Source organism: Xanthocytophaga flava, from assembly GCF_030068545.1.
GTDB classification, from domain to species: Bacteria; Bacteroidota; Bacteroidia; order Cytophagales; family 172606-1; genus Xanthocytophaga; species Xanthocytophaga flava.
The window spans coordinates 274,522-297,383 of sequence record NZ_JASJOR010000003.1; the positions used below are offsets into that span (position 1 = coordinate 274,522).

Sequence of the window (22,862 nt, forward strand, 5' to 3'; positions counted from 1 at the left end):
TTTTAATAACCCTTCACAGCCATTAAAAACGATCAAAAGTATGAAAAAAAATTATCTTCCCGCAATCGGGATGTGTTTCGGTATCTCTATGCCCAGAGGTAGAAACATGGGGATAGCCGTACTTCTGGGTATTTTCAGCAGTCATATTGCCATCACAGGCAAGGGAATGACATTACAGACACAGATCCATCAAATTGCTGCAACTCATGTATCTCAGAAATTGAACACACAGGGCTTTGCAAAAAATAGTACGTCACAAAAAAATCAGGAGCCTACCGGGTTGATAACTATTACTCTGCAACAGGTTTCACTTAAGCAGGCTTTAAGTGAGATTGAGAAAAAGACCTCCTATACATTTATCTACAATGATCAGACACTGGAACGGACTGGACTGGTAAGTATTCAGGAACAAAATCAATCGCTTGCTAAAATACTAATCCGAATCCTTCAAAATACGAACCTGACGTATCAGGTGGTAGGACAATCCATTGTCATTTCGCCGCAGGAACACAAAACCCAGAAGAGTGAAAAAGATTCCCGTGTAATACGTGGACAAGTAACAGATGAAGAAGGACAACCATTACCAGGGGCTAGTGTCGTAGTGAAAGGGACTGTAAGTGGAACACTGACAGATGTAAAAGGCGAATATTCGATTACTGTACCAGAAAATGCTTCGGCACTTCTATTCTCCTATATAGGATACCAGTCTACAGAAGTTGCAGTAGGATCTCAGAATACAATCAACGTTCGTCTGGTAGCGAATAACAATAGCCTGAATGAAGTAGTTGTAACTGCTTTGGGGATTAAACGGGAAGAGAAAGCATTAGGGTATGCTACCCAAACATTGAACAGTGAAGCGATAAATGATGCCCGTTCGAATAACTTCGTCAATGCGCTGTCTGGAAAGGTAGCTGGTTTGACATTGGTATCTCCAGGTTCTGGTCCTGTTAACTCAGTACGGGTAAAACTCAGAGGTGACAATTCGATGGACCCTAGCAAAAACAATGCGCTGATTGTATTGGATGGGGTGCCGATGAGTAGTGGAATGACCACATCCGGTGTGACAGATGCATATGGCGCTGGTTCTGGTAATGATGTGCCTATTGACTTTGGGAATGGCATTGCTGATATTAACCCGGATGATATTGAAAGTATCACTGTACTGAAAGGTGCCAGTGCAACAGCCTTATACGGTTCACGTGCTGCTAATGGGGCATTGATTATTACTACTAAATCAGGTTCCCGTAAAGAGAAAGGAGTAGGGATTACAGTTAACTCTAACCTTAGCTTTAATAGTGTTTTAAAATGGCCTGAATACCAATATGAATATGGACAAGGTACTGGCAAGACAATGAGTCCTGCATCAGATTTGTATTATTCGTATGGGGCTTCTGCTGATGGCGCTAGTACAAGTGGAACCAGTAGTGCTTTCGGACCTGCTTTTAATGGACAGAGCTATTTTCAGTATGATCCTATATTAGAAGGTCAATCAGCTGAGCGGCAACCTTGGAGACCCTATAAAAATAATATCAAAGACTTCTGGAGAACAGGTTATACATTAACCAACAATGTGGCTCTGGAAGGAGCGAATGACAAAGGTTCTGTGCGTGCATCTGTAACTCATTCCAAAAATGAATGGATCATGCCTAACACAGGTTTTGAGCGTATTACGGCTGCACTTAGTGTCAATTATAAAATTTCCGAGAGGTTAAAGATTGCTTCAAAAGTAAACTATACCCATAAGTCCAGCGACAATTTGCCTGCAACTGGATATAACAACCAGGCAATTGCCTATTTTATGATCTTCCAGAACCCGAATGTGGATCTGAACTGGTATAAGCCACGCTGGAAGACAGGAAAAGAACAGGTAGACCAGATACATCCTTTTAGTTCGTATATCGATAACCCATACCTGATTGCCTATGAAATGACCAACTCACTGAATAATAATACAGTAGTTGGCAATATGTCAGCCACGTATACATTGTCCGATAAATTGGAACTACTGGTGCGATCCGCTATAGATCTAAGTGATGAGGACAGAGAACAGCGCAGACCTTATAGTACCGCTAACTTCCAGAGAGGATATTTCAAGCAACAAACTATCTTAAGTTCTGAAGTAAATACCGATGCGCTTATTACCTATAAAGAGAAGTTGGGTAATCGTATAGCACTGACTGCTTCTGTAGGTGGTAATATCCGGAATCAGAGGTATCGCAATGTGAATGGATCTGTAGATGGCTTGGTGATTCCTGGTGTATACAAACTTTCCAATGGGGTGAACCAGCCATTGATGACCACCAATAATTCTGTTCGTAGGGTTAATAGTCTGTATGGATTGGCATCGTTTTCATATGATGAGAAAATTTTTGTGGATGTAACTGGACGAAATGACTGGTCGTCTACATTGCCTTCACAAAACAATTCCTTCTTCTATCCATCCGTTAGTACCAGCTTTATTCTAAGCGATTTGTTACATCTGCCAGCAGCGGTTTCGTTTGCCAAGCTACGTTTGTCAGCTGCTCAGGTGGGTAATGATACTGACCCTTATAAGACCCGTAAATACTATGGACAGAGTGATTTTCCGGGTTCAGGATCATTGTCTACAACGCTCTTTAACGTAGATTTCAAACCGGAGATTACCACCAGTTATGAGGTAGGATTAGAGTACTTTATGTTTAACCGTCGTTTGGGACTGGACTTTACCTTGTATCAAAACAGCACAAAAAACCAGATTCTGGATGTTCCGCTTGATCCTACTACGGGTTATACCAAAGCCGTGTTGAATGCAGGTAAAGTGCGTAATCAGGGTGTAGAACTTGTATTGAGTGGCAGACCGTTGGATCATACACAACTGAAATGGGATATTACACTGACTTGGGCCATAAACAGAAACAAGGTATTGGAACTGGCAGAAGGGATGACAGATCAACAGGTGATCGGAACAGGTGGGAATGCTACCATTATTGCACGTAAAGGGGGTACTACCGGCGATATTTATGGATTTGGATTTATGAGATCGCCTGATGGACAAATAATTTATACAAAAGATGGCCTTCCCGCCCGTCCTACTGAAATACAGTATATAGGTAATGCCTACGCAGACTGGAAGGGTGGTATCCAGAATACGTTTACCTTCAAAAACTTCCGGTTTAGTGTGCTGGTAGATGGACAATATGGAGGTATTGTATATTCTCAGACACATCATAAAATGACCGAACAAGGTAAGCTGAAACACACACTGAGAGGTCGTGAAGACGGATACATTATCGGAGAGGGTGTAGTAGATAATGGAGATGGTACGTATACGGCCAATACCAAAAAGGTTACAGTGGGAGATTACTATGCAGATTATTATCGCCGGGCAAATGTGGAATCCAATTCTTTTGATGCTTCTTATATCAAGTTACGTGAGGCAAGACTTGAATATAGTTTGCCTAAAGTATTGTTACAACGTTCCAGGATCTTTGAACAGGCCAGCATTGCATTCTATGGACGTGATCTGCTGATGATCACCAACTTCCCAATGTTCGATCCGGAAACAGCTGCTTTGAATGGAGCAACCATACTGCCTGGAATTGAAATGGGGCAGATGCCTTCTACAAGAACTTACGGAATGAATCTTACACTAAAATTCTGATGATCTGATTGATGTCCTATAGAATAGATTTTCAATAGATCCTTTATGCAAACTAGTATGAACAGACAACGACCACATTCCATACAAAAATTTATCATTGCATTAACTATTCTGACAGGATGGTTACTCAGTGCCTGTACTGGCAATTTTGATGAGATTAATACAGATCCTAACCGTATTGAAAAAATCAGCCCTGGTACACTGTTGAATCCGATTATCTATGAGTTGGCTAGCTTTAATACACTTCGCTCGGATGAATTTACGTTTGACCTGTTGCAGGTTTCTTTACCCTTTCCAAGTGTATCCGGAGGTGTTCACCGCTATGATATTAGTGAAAATGCAGGTGGTTCTACCTGGAACACATACTATCGCTGGATTACCAATATTCGTGAAATGCAGACTGCTGCTGTAACAGCTGAAGACCCTAACTATCAGGCTATCGCTCTGACATTAAATGCCTGGGTCCATTCACTGCTGACAGATGGATTTGGGGATGTTCCGATGACAGAAGCAGGCAAAGGTGAAGAGAAAATATTTCAGCCTACCTTTGACACACAGGAGTATATTTATACTACCATACTTAAAGACCTGGAAACTGCCAATGACTTGTTTGATCCTTCCCGGTCAATGATCTACGGAACCGATATTCTGTATGCCAATAATGTTTCGAACTGGCAACGGTTTTGTAACTCATTGCGTCTACGCTTATTGCTTCGGGTAATGAAACGTAATCCGGAAGCTATCCAGACTGCCCTTATAACTATGCTGAGCAATCCAGATACCTATCCGGTATTTACCAAAAACACAGAAGCCGCTGTGCTGAAAATCACAGGTGTGACACCCAACGTATCACCCTGGGGACGTGCCGTAGACTTTACCAATGCACGCGCTGCGGCAGAATTCTTTGTTGACAATCTGAATCAGTTCAATGATCCACGTCGTCCTATATTCTTAACACAAGCACGAAGCAGCAGTGATGGAAAGACTACTATTGGGTATAAGGGTATACCGAGTGGATATGCCGGTGGTGAGTCGCAATTTGACTTTTTGCCTTCCAATCTGAATGTGAACCTGGTGAAAACGGATGTTGGCCCTATGCAGTCAGTAATGATGACCTATGCTGAAGTAGAATTCATCAAAGCAGAGCTAGCTCAGAAAGAAATTTTTGGCGAAGATGCTCAGGTACATTATGAAAATGGAGTGAAAGCTGCTATTGAACAATGGGGTGCTGTTTTACCAGCGGATTACTTTGCCAATGAGCACACCCAATATGATGGCACATTAGATAGGATTATGCTCCAGAAGTATTATGCCTTATTCTTTAATGATTATCAGCAGTGGTTTGAGTATCGCCGCACTGGCTTGCCTAAATTGCCTAAAGGAGAAGACATGCGAAACAACGGCATTATGCCAGTTCGGTTCCGATACCCAACTACTGTACAGACAAACAATGCTGCCAACTACAAGATCGCTGTAGAGAAGATGGGAGGCGATAATATCAATACCAAAGTCTGGTGGGAGAAATAATAACTATAAAGAAAAGATAACCTGAGAAACTCTCTTCTCTATATTCATGAAAGGAGTGTTCTCTCTTCCTGTTCTTCTGCAAGAATCTTTCCGTCACGGCGGGCCACGTGTGGCAAAACCGGAAGCATTTAGATTTTGAGTTTATTTCTCTCAGAAACCAAGCAGGGCTCTATTTGTCACAAGATTCTTTCAGAAGGACAAAAGAGAGTAAGAGCAGGTAAGGAAAGAAAGATATTGGATAGTATAATAAAGGAAAAAGCTACAAAGAGAGCCAAACTGACTTTAAACGCGAATCGTCGTAGCTGTGCGCTGGCCTTCTTTCTGCCGCGAGGAAAGCCCATGGCTTTGCGGGTAGGAGGTTCGGCAGAAAGTGTCCTTTTTTGCTTCGTTTTTTGGACAAGCAAAAAATGAAGAGGCCACAAGAAGAACGATGTAAGCGGCAATAAACTAAGCTAGGGAAAGGGAAGCAAAAAATGAGAGAGTTGGTGGAAAAGGAATAAATAATAAACAAATTCAGAAAGAGATGCTTGTTTGGGAAACAACCTTACATCCAAAACTCAGAATGACTCATGTTTCTACCATATATAACCTTAAAAACTAAATCATCGTGCTAACGAAAAGAAGAAGTTTTCTGAAATCAATCGGTCTGGGAGGACTCGGACTGTCGTATGTACACAACCTGGAAGCTCACACTCCACAAGTGGGTACACAAACAACAGATGTATCAGTGGTTCGGCTTAAAGGAAAAGTACAGGCAGATGGAAAAGGACTGGCAGGCGTGGCTGTGACAGATGGAATCAATATCACTACGACAGATGCCAAAGGCAACTACGAATTGTTATCCAACGCCTCAGCTGAGTTTGTGTATATTGCTACACCCCGGGGATATGAATTTGCCAACCAAAACGGAGTAGCCCGATTTTATCAGCCTGTAAAGGCCGTCAATGGAACATTCCAGGCTACGTTTACCCTGGCAAAGCTGACACAGGATGATACACGTCACAACTTTATCGTATGGGCAGATCCTCAGATGATCTCCAAAGAAGATGCTGAACTGTTTCTTCAACAATCCGTTCCGGATACCCGCAAGTTATTGGATAGCTATAAGCAAAAGAATAACGGACAAATGCCACCTTTTCATGGTGTAGGATGTGGAGATCTGGTGTGGGATCATTTTGAACTGTTTGAAGATTACCAGAAAGGTGTGACAGCAACAGGAATTCCTTTCTTTCAGGTGATTGGTAACCATGATATGGATCTGACTGCCCGTACAGACGAGCATTCCGCTAAAACATTCAAATCTACTTTTGGGCCAACCTATTATTCTTTCAATCGCGGGGAAATCCATTATGTAGTACTGGATGATGTATTTTTTATTGGTACTGCTAAAAAATACATAGGGTATCTTACAGAGCGTCAACTGGCCTGGCTGGAACAGGATCTGGCATTGGTCAAAGCCGGGACAACCGTTGTAGTCTTTATGCATATTCCTGCCAACACGGGTGATCAGCGTCGTAATAAAGCAAAAGAAGAACCCATTGGGGGAGTAGTGGCTAACAGAAAGGAACTGTATCGATTACTTCAGCCATACAAGGCACACATCATGTCAGGTCATACGCACTTTAACGAGAAGATTGTGACAGGCGATAATCTGGTTGAACATGTGCATGGTACTGTTTGTGGAGCCTGGTGGACGGGGCCTGTCTGTTTTGATGGTACGCCAAACGGATATGGCGTGTATGAAGCCAATGGAAGCACTATCGAATGGTATTACAAGTCTGTTGGACATGAAAAAGATCATCAGATGCGGTTGTATCCGGTAGGGGCCTCGAAAGAAAAGCCAGATCATGTAGTCGTGAATGTATGGAACTGGGACCCTGCCTGGAAAGTAGAATGGCTGGAAGATGGAAAGCCTATGGGACCCATGACGCAGGAAACAGCCTTTGATCCCTTGTCTGTAGAACTGCACGAAGGAACTGCCAAACCTGCCAAACACAAGTGGGTAGAACCTCAACTGACAGATCACCTGTTTTTTGCCAAACCTTCTGCTTCTGCCTCAAAGATTAAAGTTCAGGTAACTGACCGATTTAAAAATACCTATACACAGGAAATGGATGTGAAACGTAGCTAATAGATTGCTTCTTACTTAAGTAAATCCCCGTAACAGGGGATTTTTTATTGGTAGGAACTACCTCCACTTAGTAAAAAAAACATTTTTGCTCTAATAATTTTTTAATTAATGCCTTCACAAATTACTGGCAATTAATAAATACTATTGAGGATTACAGCCAGGTTCAGTATCTAAGTATCAAATAGGTTACACTGGTTACACTTAGTTACACGTTAGGTTACACTTTAATTGCTTGATAATGAACGAAGTTACACTAGTTACACTTTTTTGCCATTTTTCGTAAAAGTTCCCAGAAAGAAAAGCAAGTATACTCCCTTTATATATACTATATACTATATTAATATACGTATGTGAGAAACAAGTGTAACTAGTGTAACCTGCCTCATTTACAGGGTTTTAGAGGTGTAACTGCTAGTGTAACCAAGTGTAACCTAGTGTAACTCGCCTTAATATCAACTACTTACTACATAAGCTATACAGCTACCGCTTATATAATTCCCTGAATTATGCATTTATAATTTTATGATTTAACTCCTACACTTTCTGCAGTGTTCGTATTTCCTCTCCTGACTAATATATACTTCATTCTACTTCACAGATTAGTTTTTCTACTTCGCCTTTTTTAGGTCGATTAGGCAAGCATACAGAGTGATAAGCCCTGTTTCTTTGCAGAAACCCAATACCACTTACAACCTATCTAATCGAATAACCCTAAATCATTCTATCTATGCAATCATCCGGATTTCAGCCCCTTCAAACACACGAACGTATCCAGCTAATAGATGCGCTGCGAGGGTTTGCTTTAGTAGGTATTCTGATTGTGAATATCCCATCTTTTTCCCGCTCCGAATGGGGACCGGCTGAACAACAGATACAAAACGGTTTTAGTGATATACTGTTGGTACTGATAGATACAAAGTTTATCACTATTTTCTCTCTGTTATTTGGTGCAGGATTCTTTGTGCAGCAACAGCGAGCAGAGAAGTATGGCATAGACTTTACTGCCTTTTATATTCGACGAATGGGTATCCTGTTTGTGCTTGGCTGTGTGCATGCCTATCTCTTCTGGTTTGGTGATATAGTACGCCATTATGCCTTGCTGGGGATAGCTTTGCTGGCAGTAAGTCATTTGTCTGCAAAAGCCACATTACGGTTAGCTCTGATCTTCGTCGTTTTCCTGACTCCTTTACTTTTTCTGTTGAATGGCATATTACCTGTGCATACTACTCCTGATACTATTGATGGAATGCCTTTATCGGCCTTTGTATACAAGTCGTTTACAGAGGGTTCATACCCTCAGATACTAAGGGCAAACTGGATCATTGATCCATTGCATAACTTTATACAGGATATGCCATTGACATTAGTCTCTATGTTTGGGAAAATGGTGTTGGGAGTATGGCTGGCAAAGATTGGCTTCTTTCGTAATCCCGCTGAACACGAGACGTTACTTCGGAAATGGATGATCTGGGGGAGTACAGCAGGTGTAATAGGCAGTATAGGTTTCTGGGCTATCAAGAAAGAGATGCTGCCTATACCTGAGATGGGACTGGTGGTACTTGTTTTCCCTATATCGGCTTGTCTGGTACTTCATAGCCTTTTTTATCTGGCAGTATTTACTAAATTATACCATCGGATGTTGGGCGCTGTCTTGCTTCGCTACCTGGTACCTGTAGGTAGAATGGGATTAAGTAATTACTTTGGTCAGACAATTCTGGCTTTCGGTTTGTTCTATGTAACAGGCTGGGTAGGATATGCAGACCCGGTTGGTTTGACAGGACTTGCCCTGCTTATTTTTGTGATACAGATACTGGTAAGCCACTGGTGGCTTCGGTATCATGAATTTGGCCCTGTAGAATGGATCTGGAGGACTTTATCCTATATGTGGATTGACAGAAAAACGAAGACGAGAGTTTCTGATTCCATATCTGTATCTCCAAATCTGATAGGAGAGAAGCTTACAGAAAATAAGCCACTAAACGAATAATTCGTTACAATGATAATACACTTTGACTGCTAATGAAGTCTATACTCGTATTGAAGACTGTGTTTTTGCCAAAAAATGATCATAAACTGTCTGTAAAAATGACACGCCAGCGGTGGTTGCAGATTAGTGGGGCAGCATTCTTTGCATTGTTTCTGGTGACTTTTAACAGCAGTCCGCTGGTAGAACTGCTTCGCCGACAGAGCTATTACCGCGATCTGAGTATTACTTTTGGCGCTGCATGGCTTATTATAAGTTATGTAGGCTGGATTACGGGCAAACTCGATAGCTACATTGACTGGCAGTCCGATAAAAGACAAAGGCTTTTACTACAGATACTCCTGGGAATTACAGGTGCTTCACTGATAAGTTATGGAATCGCTTACTTTCAATATAGATTTATTGATCCTGAACATGTTTTTGGTACAGAATCATTTTTGCAGACAGAGTTACCGGTCATTGTACTGCTGATAACTTTTTGCAATATTATCTATGTAAGTATTTCCTATTACCACTGGCAGGAACGTAGATATATAATACAGACATTACCTGTTGCAGAAAAATTAGAACCCAGTATATCTTATCTTTCTTACCTGATAGTCACTAACGGACAAAAAAGCATTCAGCTGGCAGTGGAGCATATCGCTCTTATTTATCTGGAACAAGGAATTACCTGGATAGCAACTTTTAACAACACCCGCTATCACGTGGATGAACCACTTCAGAGTATTGAAGATAAGTTAGATCCCGGTTCATTCTTTCGGGTAAATCGTCAGACCATTGTGCAGCTTTCAGCCTGTTACTCCTTTCAGAGCATGGAATATGGCAAAATCAAGCTACATCTGGTACCTCCTTTTACTACTGAATTAACCATTAGTCAGAAAACAGCTCCTGCCTTCCGGAAATGGATGCAACGGTTGAATACCTAGACAAGAGGAAAGCAGCCAGATATGTAGCTACAGAAATGGCAGATTATTTCAGCCTAAACTATGAAGGACGGCTTCTTCTCACTACTGTCGTTACTGTAAAGAAGCCTTTACTAACTGATTTGTTAGATAAAAGTAATTCCAATAGATAAAATCTTACTTAAAAGGTACAATGCAGTTTGACTTGGAATATTTACTCATTACAAGCAAAAAACATAGTTCAAGGCATTGATTATCACAAGTTTTTCTTGTTAAAAATCGACTCATACCGTTGGCTCACAAGTTTACTCCGTTTGCTTGTTGCCTTTTTTGTTTTCATTATTGCGTCATGGTGTGACAAGAATTCTGTTCCGATACTTAGAAGCACCCCAAATAAATCTATTTTTAAACAACCTCTAACACACAATCAGCAATGGCATTTACAAAAGAACAACTCGAAGCCGATCTAAACTGGGCAGTAACCCAATGGATACCTGGCTATACAAAAGTGCATCAGGAAATACAACAGATCATAGATTATTTATTAGGCAAAAGCACAGTCGTTGCGGGTTTCAGTGAGTGGAGTCTTTATTATGAACGGTTTACTGTAGATTTGCTTAGCCAGCCTCTGGTTTGGGATGAAGGAGATAAAAAAGTTTTGGAACTGATCACCAAGCCTGCAGTCTTTAAGGTAATGGCTAGGGAGTTTTTTGATGTATTAGAAGAAAGAATCAAAAGACATCCGAATGAAGATCTGTATTGTGAAGCCATCGAACATCTTAAAGCATACAAGCTTGATGAAGAACAACTGCTGGACCTTGTTATTGGTAAAAGTAATAATGGGGCGTTTGGTTCTCAGAGCTCTGGTTATGGCAATATAGGTTACGAGTTTTTTGACAGTGCAGAATCCTCCAAAGCAATAGGTAAATACCTGGTATCTGTTTATCCTAAATTTGAAAAAAAAATCAATAGATATCTGACAGGCTATCGAAGTAATTCTTTCCTTATCTATATTCTTCGCCATTCGACTATTGACCCCCGTCCATTCTGGTATAATGAAGAAGAAGGTAAATTGTATCTGCAGGTAAACAATGTGGTAAATACACTTACTGTTTTCCTAGATCGCTATGAGGGAGAAGCATATGAAGCATTTCAGCATGGAGAAGTGTATGACTACTCAGGTAGTGGAACGTATAATGCCACTAAATATCTCATTATAAAAAAAATGGCAGAGCTTTTTCCTGAAAAATATTATCAGGAACAACTATCGTTTGCATTTGATTTCCTGGAAAAAGCAAATGCAGCAAGTGTACAGAAAGACTACCGGGGAAGATGGAATGGGAATGCGGTAGTGATTATTCCTAACGCTGAAATTGAAAATGAATATACCCGAAATTCAAGAAAACGATTTTTGGTAGACCTGATTAGTGAAGATTTATTTGTGTATGATAAAGTCAAGGCCACCGAGGCTATTATTCAGTATTTTACAAACGCAGAGTCACACCAAATTCCTGTCGAAGTATATACAACAACAGATAAATACCTGGCCGAAAAAAGTGTAGACTTACTAGCTATTGTATTAGGGAAATACAAAGGAGAAGCAGGTGATAATATACTAGATTCACTCCTGTCTATACTTGAAAAATATGACTTTGCAGCACATTATGACAAAATATGGGCTATTACCAAAGACAAATACAAAGGTATCCGTTTTAAAGCAATTCAAACGCTACAAAAACTGTTGGGCGAAAAGGCAATTTCACAGGCAGAGGTTTTACTTAAAACATCAAAAAACGCAGATCAGCGTCAGTTCATGGCACTGCTCTTAGCCATGATAGGTACAGAAAAAGCACTCCAAATTCTGAATGATGCCCTGGAAGGTGAAAAAAATGATGATGCCAGAGATGTAATGCTCCAAACCTTAGGTGAACAGCGGTATACCAATGTAACAGAAGATTCGATTGCAGAAATGGTGTCTTCTGCCAAGAAACGGGGAAAATTAGATAAACCCGTTGAAAGCTGGCTTAATGAAGCAGAGTTGCCTAAATTGAAATACAAATCCGGTAAAGAACTTGATGCAGAAACAGTCCGTTTTGTATTGTATCGAATGAGTAGAGCGAAAGAAATTCGTCCTGATATCGAAGCCAAACCAGTCTGGCTACTTATAGATAAGCAAAGCAGTACTAACTTCGCTAATGCCATTCTCCAGTTGTATTTATCCAAAGGGGGCGATGCGAAACAGAAATATTGTTTGACACTGGCAGGAATGCTTGGTGATAACACACTGGTGGATACACTTCGCAAGCAAATCACTGAATGGGATCTAAATAAACGTGGCAAAATGGCCGAATATGCTGTAGGAGCCTTAGCTCTTATTGGAACGAATAAAGCACTCAGAGCAGTAGAGCTTTTTTCCAGAAAGGCCAAAAATGGCAATGTGATGAGTATGGCTAGCCAGTCGCTGGCAGTGGCGGCAGAAGAATTAGGCATGGACATCAACCAGCTTGCCGATAGCATTGTACCGGATCTTGGATTTGAGGGTACATTTAAACATTTCACAATAGATGGTGAGGAATACAGAGCTTTTGTGGGAAATGACTTTAAGATTACCTTTTTTGATAGTGATAACAAAAAGCTAAAAGCAATACCAAAGAAAGCATCCAAAGAACTTCAGAATGAGTTTAAAGAACTCAGCAAAGAGTTAAGGGAAGTGGTGAGGCTACAGTCTGGACGGATGGAACGCTATCTGATCACACAGCGCAAATGGAAAAGTGAAGAATGGAGCAAGTTTTTTCTCTCCAACCCTATCATGTTTGTCTATGCAATGCGGCTGATATGGGGAGCATTTGATTCCCAAAACCAGTTGCTCTATACTTTCCAGTGTATGGATGATGGTACACTAATGAATCAGAACGATGAAGAAATAGAACTCTCAGAAGAAACATTTATTGGAATGATTCATCCATTGTCTTTATCAGACGAAGAGATTGATTTCTGGAAAAATCGCCAGTATGAAAGTAATATCGAACCTATATTTCCTCAGTTACATCGTCCTATTGTTAAATTAAATGCAACAGATGTAAACCTGACCCATTCCGAAATACTTCAACAAGTACCTTTTAAGGCACAAATCAGGCATGGTTGGGGACGAGGAAGTGTTGGAGATGGAGGCATGATTGAAGACTTTCGTAAATATTTTTTGGATGGAGCAGTTTGTGCTGTATTGGATGTATATAATATGGATGTATTTGGTTATATGGAAAACAGCACATTTGGAGATGTATACTTCATCGAAGGAAACTCTTACAGAAAAAAAATGGCCTTTGGAGAAGTTCCTCCTGTTGTTTATTCTGAAGTAATGAGCGAATTGCAGCAACTTGTTCCTAAGAAAACAGAAGTTGAAGTCGCATAATAGCCTATGAGGTTGTTTAGGATAATTTATAAAAAAGCTCAATGAGCAGATTTTGTAGCGAGCCTCACTTTCCCACCATTCAGGTTGGCGTTATCAACAACCTGAATGATGGGAAAGTGGTCGTTGGTGATAACACCAACGATGGGAAAAGTGGCAGTACATGTATTTTTAGTTCTTATAGAACTCTATAATTATCTGCCTTTGCAACCTTATACAATTATCCTAAACAACTTCTTGTAAATCCAGTATATTTGTTGTTTTCAATCAAGATGTTCTTTCTCCTCTGAAAAAAGGTTCTGTGTAAGAGGTTGTCTAACTTATTATTAAAGAAGCGAAAAGGCTAGATTTTGTAGCGAGATGAGGCCATTTCTCAGCCCGTAGCCAGCGGCTACAGGCCGAGAAATGGACGAAATCGTAGCACAAAAGATGCCTTTGCAGCCTTTAAGAATAGTTTAGACAACCTCTAAAACAGATGAATAGGGAATCGTGTGTAAATCACGAACTGTCGCGCAACTGTAAGTAACCTATGGGATTATGCGTTACTATCCACTATACTACACCGTATGGGAAGGATGGCATAATTGGTACAAGTCAGGAGACCTGCCTGTTTTCAGTATGATAATGCTTTCGCGGTTTGAAGCAGATTCAGCTGAGGTGATTAGGAATGTGGGCAGGCTTATACCTGTACCTTTAGCTTTTACAAGCTAACTTTTCATTCCTCCTCTGTCACCTGTCTATCCGCAAGCTTTTGAACGTCTGAAATCCGATTGCTTGCTTATATAAGTTGTAAATGGTATGACAGAAATAAAACGCCAGCGGGTAATGCGCCCGGATGGAAAAGCCATTAACCTGGTTCAGCGAAGAGGACATTTGTCTTACTGTTACAATGCATGCTGCTGTGGCCGTACAGACAGAGGCTATGCTCCCATTCCGGTTGAGTTGTATAAAAGTGAATGGTTACGGCGGAAGCTACGTAATGTAGTCCATATGACCAAAGGTGGATGTCTGGGCCCATGCACACTGGCTAATGTGGTGACCTTGTTGTTTGACGGAAACTCTGTATGGTTTCATTCTGTCAACAGCAACTGGCAGATCATTGCCATTTTCGATTACATCGAGAGTATGGTAAAGGCCGATAGTTTTCTAACCCCACCCGCTGAGCTGGCAGAGTATGTGTTTCAATTCTATACATGGAAAGGTTCTGAAGCTATAACCCGTTCCGGGCAGGTGGCAACACCCGATGGAGGAATTGTATTCCTAACCCATGCCGATACGGATCTACTTACCCTAAGTCGCACACTTCAGGACTTACCTGCTGACTTTCCCAAAACGACAGGCCTTAACCTGATGGCAATTAAAAGTGATGCCCATATGGCTCAGTTGCTGGATCGGGAAGTAGGAGCCGCTCAGATTATAATCATACGTATTCATGGCAGAGCCAGCAGTATTCCAGGTTTTGCGGAACTGGTTCGTCGGGCAAAGCAGCAGGCACAGCATCTGATTGTGATAAGCGGAACAGGTGAACTAAATCCGGAATTTGCAGCTGTGTCTACAGTGTCACCAGCCATATTGCATGAAACACTGGCATACTTACAAGCAGGAGGACATAGCAATCTAACCTCCCTGTTGTACTTTCTGTCAGACCATCTGTTGATGACAGGTTTTGGCTTTGAGGTTCCTGTAACTCTACCAGAACATGGTATTTACCATCCGGATCTCCCTGAAAATGCAGAGAAAGAAGATTGGTTAAAGATGCACAATCCTGCTTGGCCAAGTATTGGCATTACCTTCTATAGAGCACACTGGATTAGTGGCAATACAGCCTTTGTAGATGCCATGATTCGTGCACTGGAAGCTCGGAATCTGAATGTACTGCCTGTCTATACAGCCTCTCTCAAAGCAGTTGACAGTGGTACAGGTTGGCCGTACGCGCTGGATTTATTCAGACATACTAACGAAGTGCTGATCGACGTATTGGTAAATACAGTTTCGTTTGCCATGCGGGATATACAAACAGAACAACTGCAACAAGGAGAAGAGGAAATCCTGCGTCAGCTAAACGTACCGATTCTGCAGGCCATCACCAGTGGTATGAGTCGTGGCCCTTGGGAATCATCAAGCCGAGGACTCAATCCATTGGATACTGCCATGAATGTAGCTATCCCTGAGTTTGACGGACGCATTATCACTGTACCGATTTCATTTAAGGAAAAAGACAGGGAAGCCAAAGGATACGAACCTGTTGAAGACAGAATAGAACGAGTGGCTGGTATAGCAGCCCGTTTTGCCCGTTTGCGTCATTTACCCAATAAAGATAAACGCATCGCATTTGTTTTTACAAACTCCAATGCAAAGGCTTCGCAGATTGGCAATGCGGTAGGACTGGATTCTCCAGCGTCTTTGATGGCTATTCTGCAAGCTATGCAGGCAGAAGGGTATACTGTCCCTCATATGCCAGCTAGTGGAACAGAGTTAATTCATGAGCTGGTAGACAGGTGTTCGTATGATCTTACATACCTCACTACAGAACAGTTAGCACGTGCAGTCGGACAAGTGCCATTTACCCAATATGCTCAATGGTTTTCAGAACTGCCTGAGGTATTGCAGCAAAAAATGCAGAAACAATGGGGGCCACCACCCGGTGAAACCTACGTACATGATAATTACATTGCGCTGGCTGGTATGGAATTAGGCAATGCCTTAGTCGTATTACAACCACCACGTGGATACGGCATGGACCCGGATGCGATCTACCACCAACCTGACCTGCCACCTACTCATCATTACTATGTGTTTTACAGATGGTTACGGGATGGATGGGGGGCTGATGCGATTGTGCATGTAGGCAAACATGGGACATTGGAATGGCTTCCTGGTAAAGGAATCGGGCTTTCAGAAAATTGTTTTCCGGATGCTTTTTTGGGAGATATGCCATTATTTTATCCCTTTATCATCAATGATCCGGGTGAAGGCTCGCAGGCGAAACGTCGGGCTCATGCAGTTATACTGGATCATCTGACCCCACCCATGACATCAGCCGATAGTTATGGTGAACTGGCTCAACTAACACAATTGGTAGATGAATACTATCAGGTAGAGACATTAGATCCCGCCAAACTGCCACTGTTACAACGCCAGATCTGGGATTTAATACGACAAACCAATCTGGATAAAGACCTGTCTGCGATGCTGAAGCGGGATCATGGCGACCATGTACACGAATGGGATGACGAAATGACACCCGAAGGTGTGCCTGTTACATTGGCAGAAATGGGAGGGAAGGACATTGCTCACTTAATCGAAGATATAGACGGCTATCTGTGTGAACTAGGCGCTGCACAGATTCGGAATGGGTTACATATACTCGGAGAAATACCTCAGGAACAGAACCTGATTGATATGTTACAGGCTTTGACCAGATTACCTAATCGCAGTACTCCTGGATTACCAGCTGCTATTGCTGCTTTATTTGGATGGGAATGGGACGTAATTACAGCTGTCAGAGGGCAAAAGGTGGAAACTGTGTCTGCTGCTTTTACAGAACTGGCAGGGCGTCCGGTGGTGACAGGGGCAGATGTACAGGAAATGATTGAGGAACTTAGCAGACATCTATTTCAGATACTCTACCGTGAACGATTTCGGGTTGATTCTATACCTCAGGTAATTGCTGAGACATTTGGAGTAGAGTTGGTGCGGGATACAGCAGAGGTTCATAAAATACTAACGTTTGTTTGCCAGCAACTTGTACCTAATCTGGCTCAAACATACGATGAGATAACGCATTTGTTACATGGATTATCCGGAGGTTATGTGCCAGCCGGACCCAGTGGCGCTCCTACACGAGGTATGGCCCATATTTTGCCTACTGGACGCAACTTTTATGCGGTAGATCCCAGAGCCTTGCCTTCGCAGGCTGCCTGGCAGGTGGGACAACAGCTGGCAAAGGAGGTACTGGACCGTCATATGAAAGAGACAGGCCGCTATCCTGAAAACGTCGGCATCAGTATCTGGGGGACGAGTGCTATGCGTACCTATGGCGATGATGTGGCAGAGATTCTGGCATTATTGGGTGTGCGTCCTGTATGGCAGCCAGAAAGCCGGAGAATTATAGGGATAGAAATAGTGCCATTGGCAGAGCTGGGAAGACCACGTATAGATGTAACGATTCGTATCAGTGGCTTTTTCAGAGATGCCTTTCCACATCTGATCGAACTCATGGATGACGCAGTACAACAGGTGCTTGCTTTGGATGAACCTATAGAGCAAAACTTTGTACGGAAACATTATCTGAAGGATCTGGCAGAACTGCAAACTCCTGATATGCCTGTAGAAGAAGCAGAGCAACGGGCCAGCTACCGTATTTTCGGAGCTGCGCCGGGGAGTTATGGGGCAGGTATTTTACCACTGATCAATGAGAAAAACTGGCACAATGAAACTGACTTTGCTCAGGCGTATGTCAACTGGGGCGGATATGCCTACACCCGTAGTGTCAGTGGAGTAGATGCCCGCAGTGAATTCCGGCAGTGTTTGTCAGGAGTAGAGGTAGCGTTGCATAACCAGGACAACCGGGAGCATGACATCTTTGACAGTGACGATTACCTGCAGTTTCATGGCGGAATGATTGCTACCATTCGCAGCCTGACAGGTCATCAGCCCAAACACTATTTTGGGGACAGCCAGAATCCGGATCGGCCGGTCGTCCGGGATTTAAAGGAAGAAGCCTTACGCGTATTCAGATCCAGAGTGGTGAATCCCAAATGGATTGAAAGTATTCAGAAACATGGCTATAAAGGAGGATTGGAACTGACAGCTACAGTGGATTATCTTTTCGGATACGATGCAACGGCACAGGTAGTCGACGACTGGATGTATGAAAAAGTGGCAGAGACGTATGCCTTAGATGCAAATATGCAAGAGTTTTTTGCACAAAGTAATCCGTGGGCTTTGCATGCCATTGCTGAACGTTTGCTGGAAGCTGCACAACGCAGTATGTGGAAAGAACCCTCACCAGAGATACTGGAAGCGTTACAGGAAGTATATTTACAGAGTGAAGGCTTGCTGGAAGGAAGAGTTGAGTAATCTTATCCTGTCCGATAGCTTTTCAGAAATGAAAGTTAAAAAAAGGGAGCACTGGTTCGAATAGAAAGATGCTGGTTCGAACATTCGGTCGGACCTAATTTGACAGCAACGTCCGTTGCGTTGGGGCAAATTGAGCCAAGTTTACGTTTTTCCCCATGTTGGTGTTATCACCAACATGCATGATGGGAAACAACTCGTTGGTGATAACACCAACGATGGGAACAAAGGTTCTATCTACCAACGCCGCGTCCGCTCCATACTGTCAACTTAAAAGATTACTCATCCCTGTCCTTCTGAAAGAAACTTGTGACAAATAGAGCTACATTTCCTTTCTGAGAGAAAAAATACTCTCTAGTCGGAAAGGCTGCCAGTCTTGCCACAAGATTCTTCCAGAAGGACAGGAGAGGTAGTTTGAGTGGTTTTCTTACCTTGACAGTATTGAGCGGACGCTTACGCCAGAGACTTTCTTTATTTCCTCAAAAGACATAAGACACGATAAGTTGAGTAATAGGCCAACAATGGGCAGGCAAAAATAAAAACAGTCTTATAGCGTATTATCGATACATGAAGTATACACAGACATACTATCCTTTTGCTGCTTTAGTAGGACAGGAGAAGCTAAAACGGGCTTTACTGCTTTGTGCCATCAATCCGGAAATAGGAGGGGTGCTGATCAAAGGTGACAAGGGTACTGCCAAAAGTACAGCCGCCAGAGGGTTAGCTCAAATAGCACCTGCTATTACTAAGGTGGCAGGCTGTCCATACAATTGTGATCCGGTTCACCCACTGGATACATGCGAAGTATGCCAGGATAAAGCCAATCCGATACAACTCGTAGAGATGCCTCTGGTTACATTGCCTCTGGGTGCTACGGAAGAACGCATTGTAGGAAGCCTGGATCTGGAAGGAGTGTTGAGTGAACGGAAAAAGAAATTCCTTCCTGGACTGCTGGCTGCGGCACACCGGGGTGTATTGTATATTGATGAAGTTAATCTTTTGTCAGACCATCTGGTCGATGTATTACTGGATGCTGCTGCCATGGGAGTGAATACTGTGCAACGGGAAGGACTTTCGGTCAGTCATCCCGCTCGGTTTACGTTGATTGGAACCATGAATCCGGAAGAAGGCAATCTACGTCCACAGTTTCTGGATCGCTTTGGACTGATGGTCGAGATTGAAGCCCCTCGTGATACAACGGAACGAACCGAAGTAGTACGAAGACGAATTGCCTATGATGCCGATCCTGCTGCCTTTATAACACAATGGCAGATTGCCCAGCAAGCTCTGCAAAAGCAGTTGACAACAGCCCGTCAGTTACTGACCTCTGTACATATGCCAGATCATTTACTGGAACTGATTAGTCAGTTGTGTATGGAAATGGGCGTAGTGAGCCTCCGGGCAGATATCGTCATGTACAAAACTGCACGCACCCTGGCTGCCTTAGCCCAGCGTACTGAAGTAGTGCCTGAGGATATCCGACACGCCGCAGAACTAGTTTTGCTGCATCGTCGTCGGCAGAAACCTTTTTCGTCAGATACAAGAATGGATGAAAAGGCACTGGATGACCTGATGCAACAAGCTCAATCTACAACAGAAAATAAAACCTCTGATTCCAAAGCGGACGCTTCCGAGTCTTTGGAGAATCAAGCTCCCGATGACGATTGCCTGACAGAGGACTGTTTGCCTGACCCATCAGAAACGGAACAGGAAGGAGAGAAGGAACAGGTTTTTGCCAGTATACCAATTGGTAGTCTGCCTGATATTCAGATTGAGAATGGCGTCAAAACTTCACAGAATGCTACAGAAGGAAACAGGAATCAAAACTATACTATACAGAAAGGAAAATCTATCCGGTCTGTTCCGGATAAGCAACCCACTAATCTGGCTATAGAGGCAACTTTACAGCAAGCCTTATTGCGGAATCCGGACGAATGGCAGATTACCCGTGATGATCTGCATCAGAGAATACGGGAGGACAAAAAAGGTAATCTGATCCTTTTTGTGGTAGATGCTTCCGGTTCCATGGCTGCCAGCCGACGTATGGAAGCTGTAAAAGGTAGTGTACTGGCATTGCTTACCAACGCCTATCAGCAACGTGACTGGGTGAGCGTTATTGCATTTCGGGGTATTGAAGCACAGGTGTTACTTGAGCCAACCCATAGTATAGAGAAGGCAGAAAAAGCCCTTCACAGTCTACCAACCGGTGGGCGGACTCCCTTGCCTCATGCTTTACAGCTAACGCTGGATGTAGTGGATGCCATTTCAACAAGCACATTGCAACCTTTGGTCATTATTCTGAGTGATGGCAAAGCAAATGTACCACTGCCCGGAGGTGGCAATCCCTGGAGCCAGATTCAAGTGCTGGGCAATCAACTAAAAGAACAACAGATCCCTTCACTCATACTGGATACCGAAAGCGACTATTTACGCCTGGGAAAGGCCCGTGAATTAGCTGCTATATTAGGTGGTGAGTACCTATCACTGGATGAAATTTCGTCAGATTCCATATTGCAAACTATCACTATACGGATGCATGCTGGATAAAAGAAAGAAGTTGTTGTGATATATTTGTTTGTGGTGTTATGTATTTGATTATCAATTATTTGTGTTTTTATTGAGAATGGGTAAATAGTTGGTCATACGGCAGATTTTTAGTATTTTTAAGGTAGTAAAAAATCACTCTCTAACCTTCGTTTTTTAGTACATGGCAAGACATACTACAGCTTCCGCATTACGTAAATACAGATCAGACTATTATCGCTTGATGGCTCATGAAGCACGTCTCAATGAGCAGCTTCACCATATGTTGAAACGCATTAAAGCTATCAACGCAGACGAGGAGAGAACTCTTGCCAATCATACTCATCTAACTGCTCTATTGTCTCAGGCAACTCAGCAAAAAACGGAACTGGAAGCTCAGCCTGTTTCCAAAGAACGCAACAAGCAACTTAAAAAGGCGGAATCAGTATGGAAGGACATCACTATTCAATACAAACGCAGTGATCTTCGTCTGGCAGTGCTTGACAGAAAGAAAGACAAGGACAATGCCGCTAACTATGTATTGAAAGAGAATTACCGTGATCAGGTACGTTTACGTGCTGACGTTGCCTATGCTATGTGGAAAGAACTGGAGAAAATATATCAGAGAGAATGCCAGCAGGAAAGTCGGTTAGTGACTGAAATAGCTTCTCTTGAAGTGAATCCTGCCTTACAGGTATCTGAAAGGGAAACAACAGATATTCCATCAGTGACGGATGTTAGACAAGAGATTGTAACAGAAAATCAGGCAATGATTGTCTTTGCGTTGTCCAATCAGTGCCTGTATATCCTTACACCGGTTAAATCTTTCTTTTTAATTCAAAGTGTTTACCCAGATAAACGCGTCTTACCTGTTCATCAGATGCCAGGTCTTCGGGAGTACCAGATTTAAGGATCTTACCTTCAAATAGCAAATAGGCACGGTCTGTAATAGACAAGGTCTCGTCCACGTTGTGGTCTGTGATAAGGATACCTATGTTCTTGGTTTTGAGTTTGGCTACAATACCCTGAATCTCTTCAACGGCAATCGGGTCAACACCCGCAAAAGGTTCATCCAGCAGTACGAACTTAGGATCTACAGCCAGTGCACGGGCGATTTCTGTACGGCGGCGTTCCCCTCCGGACAATACCCGTCCCAGGTTTTTGCGTACATGCGTAAGACTGAACTCTTCCAGCATTTCCTCTGTCTTCTCTTTGCGGGCAGCTTTGGATAGTTTTGTCATCTCCAATACGGCCATAATGTTTTCTTCCACTGTAAGCGTTCTGAATACGGAAGCTTCCTGAGCCAGATAACCTAACCCTCGCCGAGCCCGCTGATACATAGGCAGATTAGTGATATCCTCATCATCCAGGTAGATAGTGCCTTCATTGGGTTTAATCAACCCCACAATCATGTAAAATGTTGTTGTTTTCCCTGCACCATTCGGACCCAGAAGCCCGATAATCTCCCCTTGTTGTACCTGTACTGACACATTGTTGGCTACAATACGAGAGCCATATTTTTTTAATAAATTTTCAGAGCGAAGAAGCATTTTTCAGTTTAAATACAATGTTCAGCTTTCGTTGAACCATTTTGGCTTTTTAACAAGAAGCCAAAGATAGAATATTGTTTTGGGGAGCTACAAATTTTGTTCCAATCCATCAGA

General features: G+C 42.6%; 10 protein-coding genes and 1 riboswitch. Of the genes, 9 read left to right on the forward strand and 1 reads right to left on the reverse strand.

From position 1 onward, the window contains the following. The first annotated feature begins 40 nt into the window (after positions 1-40). From QNI15_RS06525 to QNI15_RS06565, 9 genes are all read left to right on the forward strand, one after another. Complete coding sequence (locus QNI15_RS06525; RefSeq protein ID WP_314031082.1) at positions 41-3,640, forward strand: SusC/RagA family TonB-linked outer membrane protein; 3,600 nt, start codon at positions 41-43, stop codon at positions 3,638-3,640. Positions 3,641-3,697: 57 nt separating this feature from the next. Continuing rightward, a complete protein-coding gene (locus QNI15_RS06530) occupies positions 3,698-5,167 on the forward strand; it encodes a SusD/RagB family nutrient-binding outer membrane lipoprotein (protein WP_314031083.1) in 1,470 nt (489 codons plus the stop codon). A 607-nt stretch (positions 5,168-5,774) separates the two neighbouring features. Then, positions 5,775-7,298: a calcineurin-like phosphoesterase family protein gene (locus QNI15_RS06535; protein WP_314031084.1), complete on the forward strand. Its 1,524-nt coding sequence runs from the start codon at positions 5,775-5,777 to the stop codon at positions 7,296-7,298. 727 nt (positions 7,299-8,025) lie between these two features. After that, positions 8,026-9,285, forward strand: a complete 1,260-nt coding sequence (locus tag QNI15_RS06540; RefSeq protein WP_314031085.1) for a DUF418 domain-containing protein — start codon at positions 8,026-8,028, stop codon at positions 9,283-9,285. Between the two features lie 98 nt (positions 9,286-9,383). Beyond that, complete coding sequence (locus QNI15_RS06545) at positions 9,384-10,211, forward strand: LytR/AlgR family response regulator transcription factor (RefSeq protein WP_314031086.1); 828 nt, start codon at positions 9,384-9,386, stop codon at positions 10,209-10,211. Positions 10,212-10,620: 409 nt separating this feature from the next. Then, complete coding sequence (locus QNI15_RS06550) at positions 10,621-13,599, forward strand: DUF4132 domain-containing protein (RefSeq protein ID WP_314004927.1); 2,979 nt, start codon at positions 10,621-10,623, stop codon at positions 13,597-13,599. Positions 13,600-14,040: 441 nt separating this feature from the next. Further along, positions 14,041-14,221, forward strand: a riboswitch (cobalamin riboswitch). Positions 14,222-14,394: 173 nt separating this feature from the next. Continuing rightward, positions 14,395-18,678, forward strand: coding sequence for a cobaltochelatase subunit CobN (locus QNI15_RS06555; protein WP_314031087.1), 4,284 nt, complete (start codon positions 14,395-14,397; stop codon positions 18,676-18,678). Between the two features lie 564 nt (positions 18,679-19,242). Continuing rightward, positions 19,243-21,222: a putative cobaltochelatase gene (locus QNI15_RS06560; RefSeq protein ID WP_314004776.1), complete on the forward strand. Its 1,980-nt coding sequence runs from the start codon at positions 19,243-19,245 to the stop codon at positions 21,220-21,222. 160 nt (positions 21,223-21,382) lie between these two features. Then, positions 21,383-22,108, forward strand: a complete 726-nt coding sequence (locus QNI15_RS06565; RefSeq protein WP_314031088.1) for a hypothetical protein — start codon at positions 21,383-21,385, stop codon at positions 22,106-22,108. Here QNI15_RS06565 and lptB read toward each other — a convergent pair. Beyond that, positions 22,017-22,748 carry an LPS export ABC transporter ATP-binding protein gene (gene lptB, locus QNI15_RS06570; RefSeq protein WP_313985957.1) on the reverse strand — a complete coding sequence of 244 codons (732 nt, stop codon included), beginning with the start codon at positions 22,746-22,748 and terminating at the stop codon, positions 22,017-22,019. The genes QNI15_RS06565 and lptB overlap by 92 nt on opposite strands. Between the last annotated feature and the right edge of the window lie 114 nt (positions 22,749-22,862).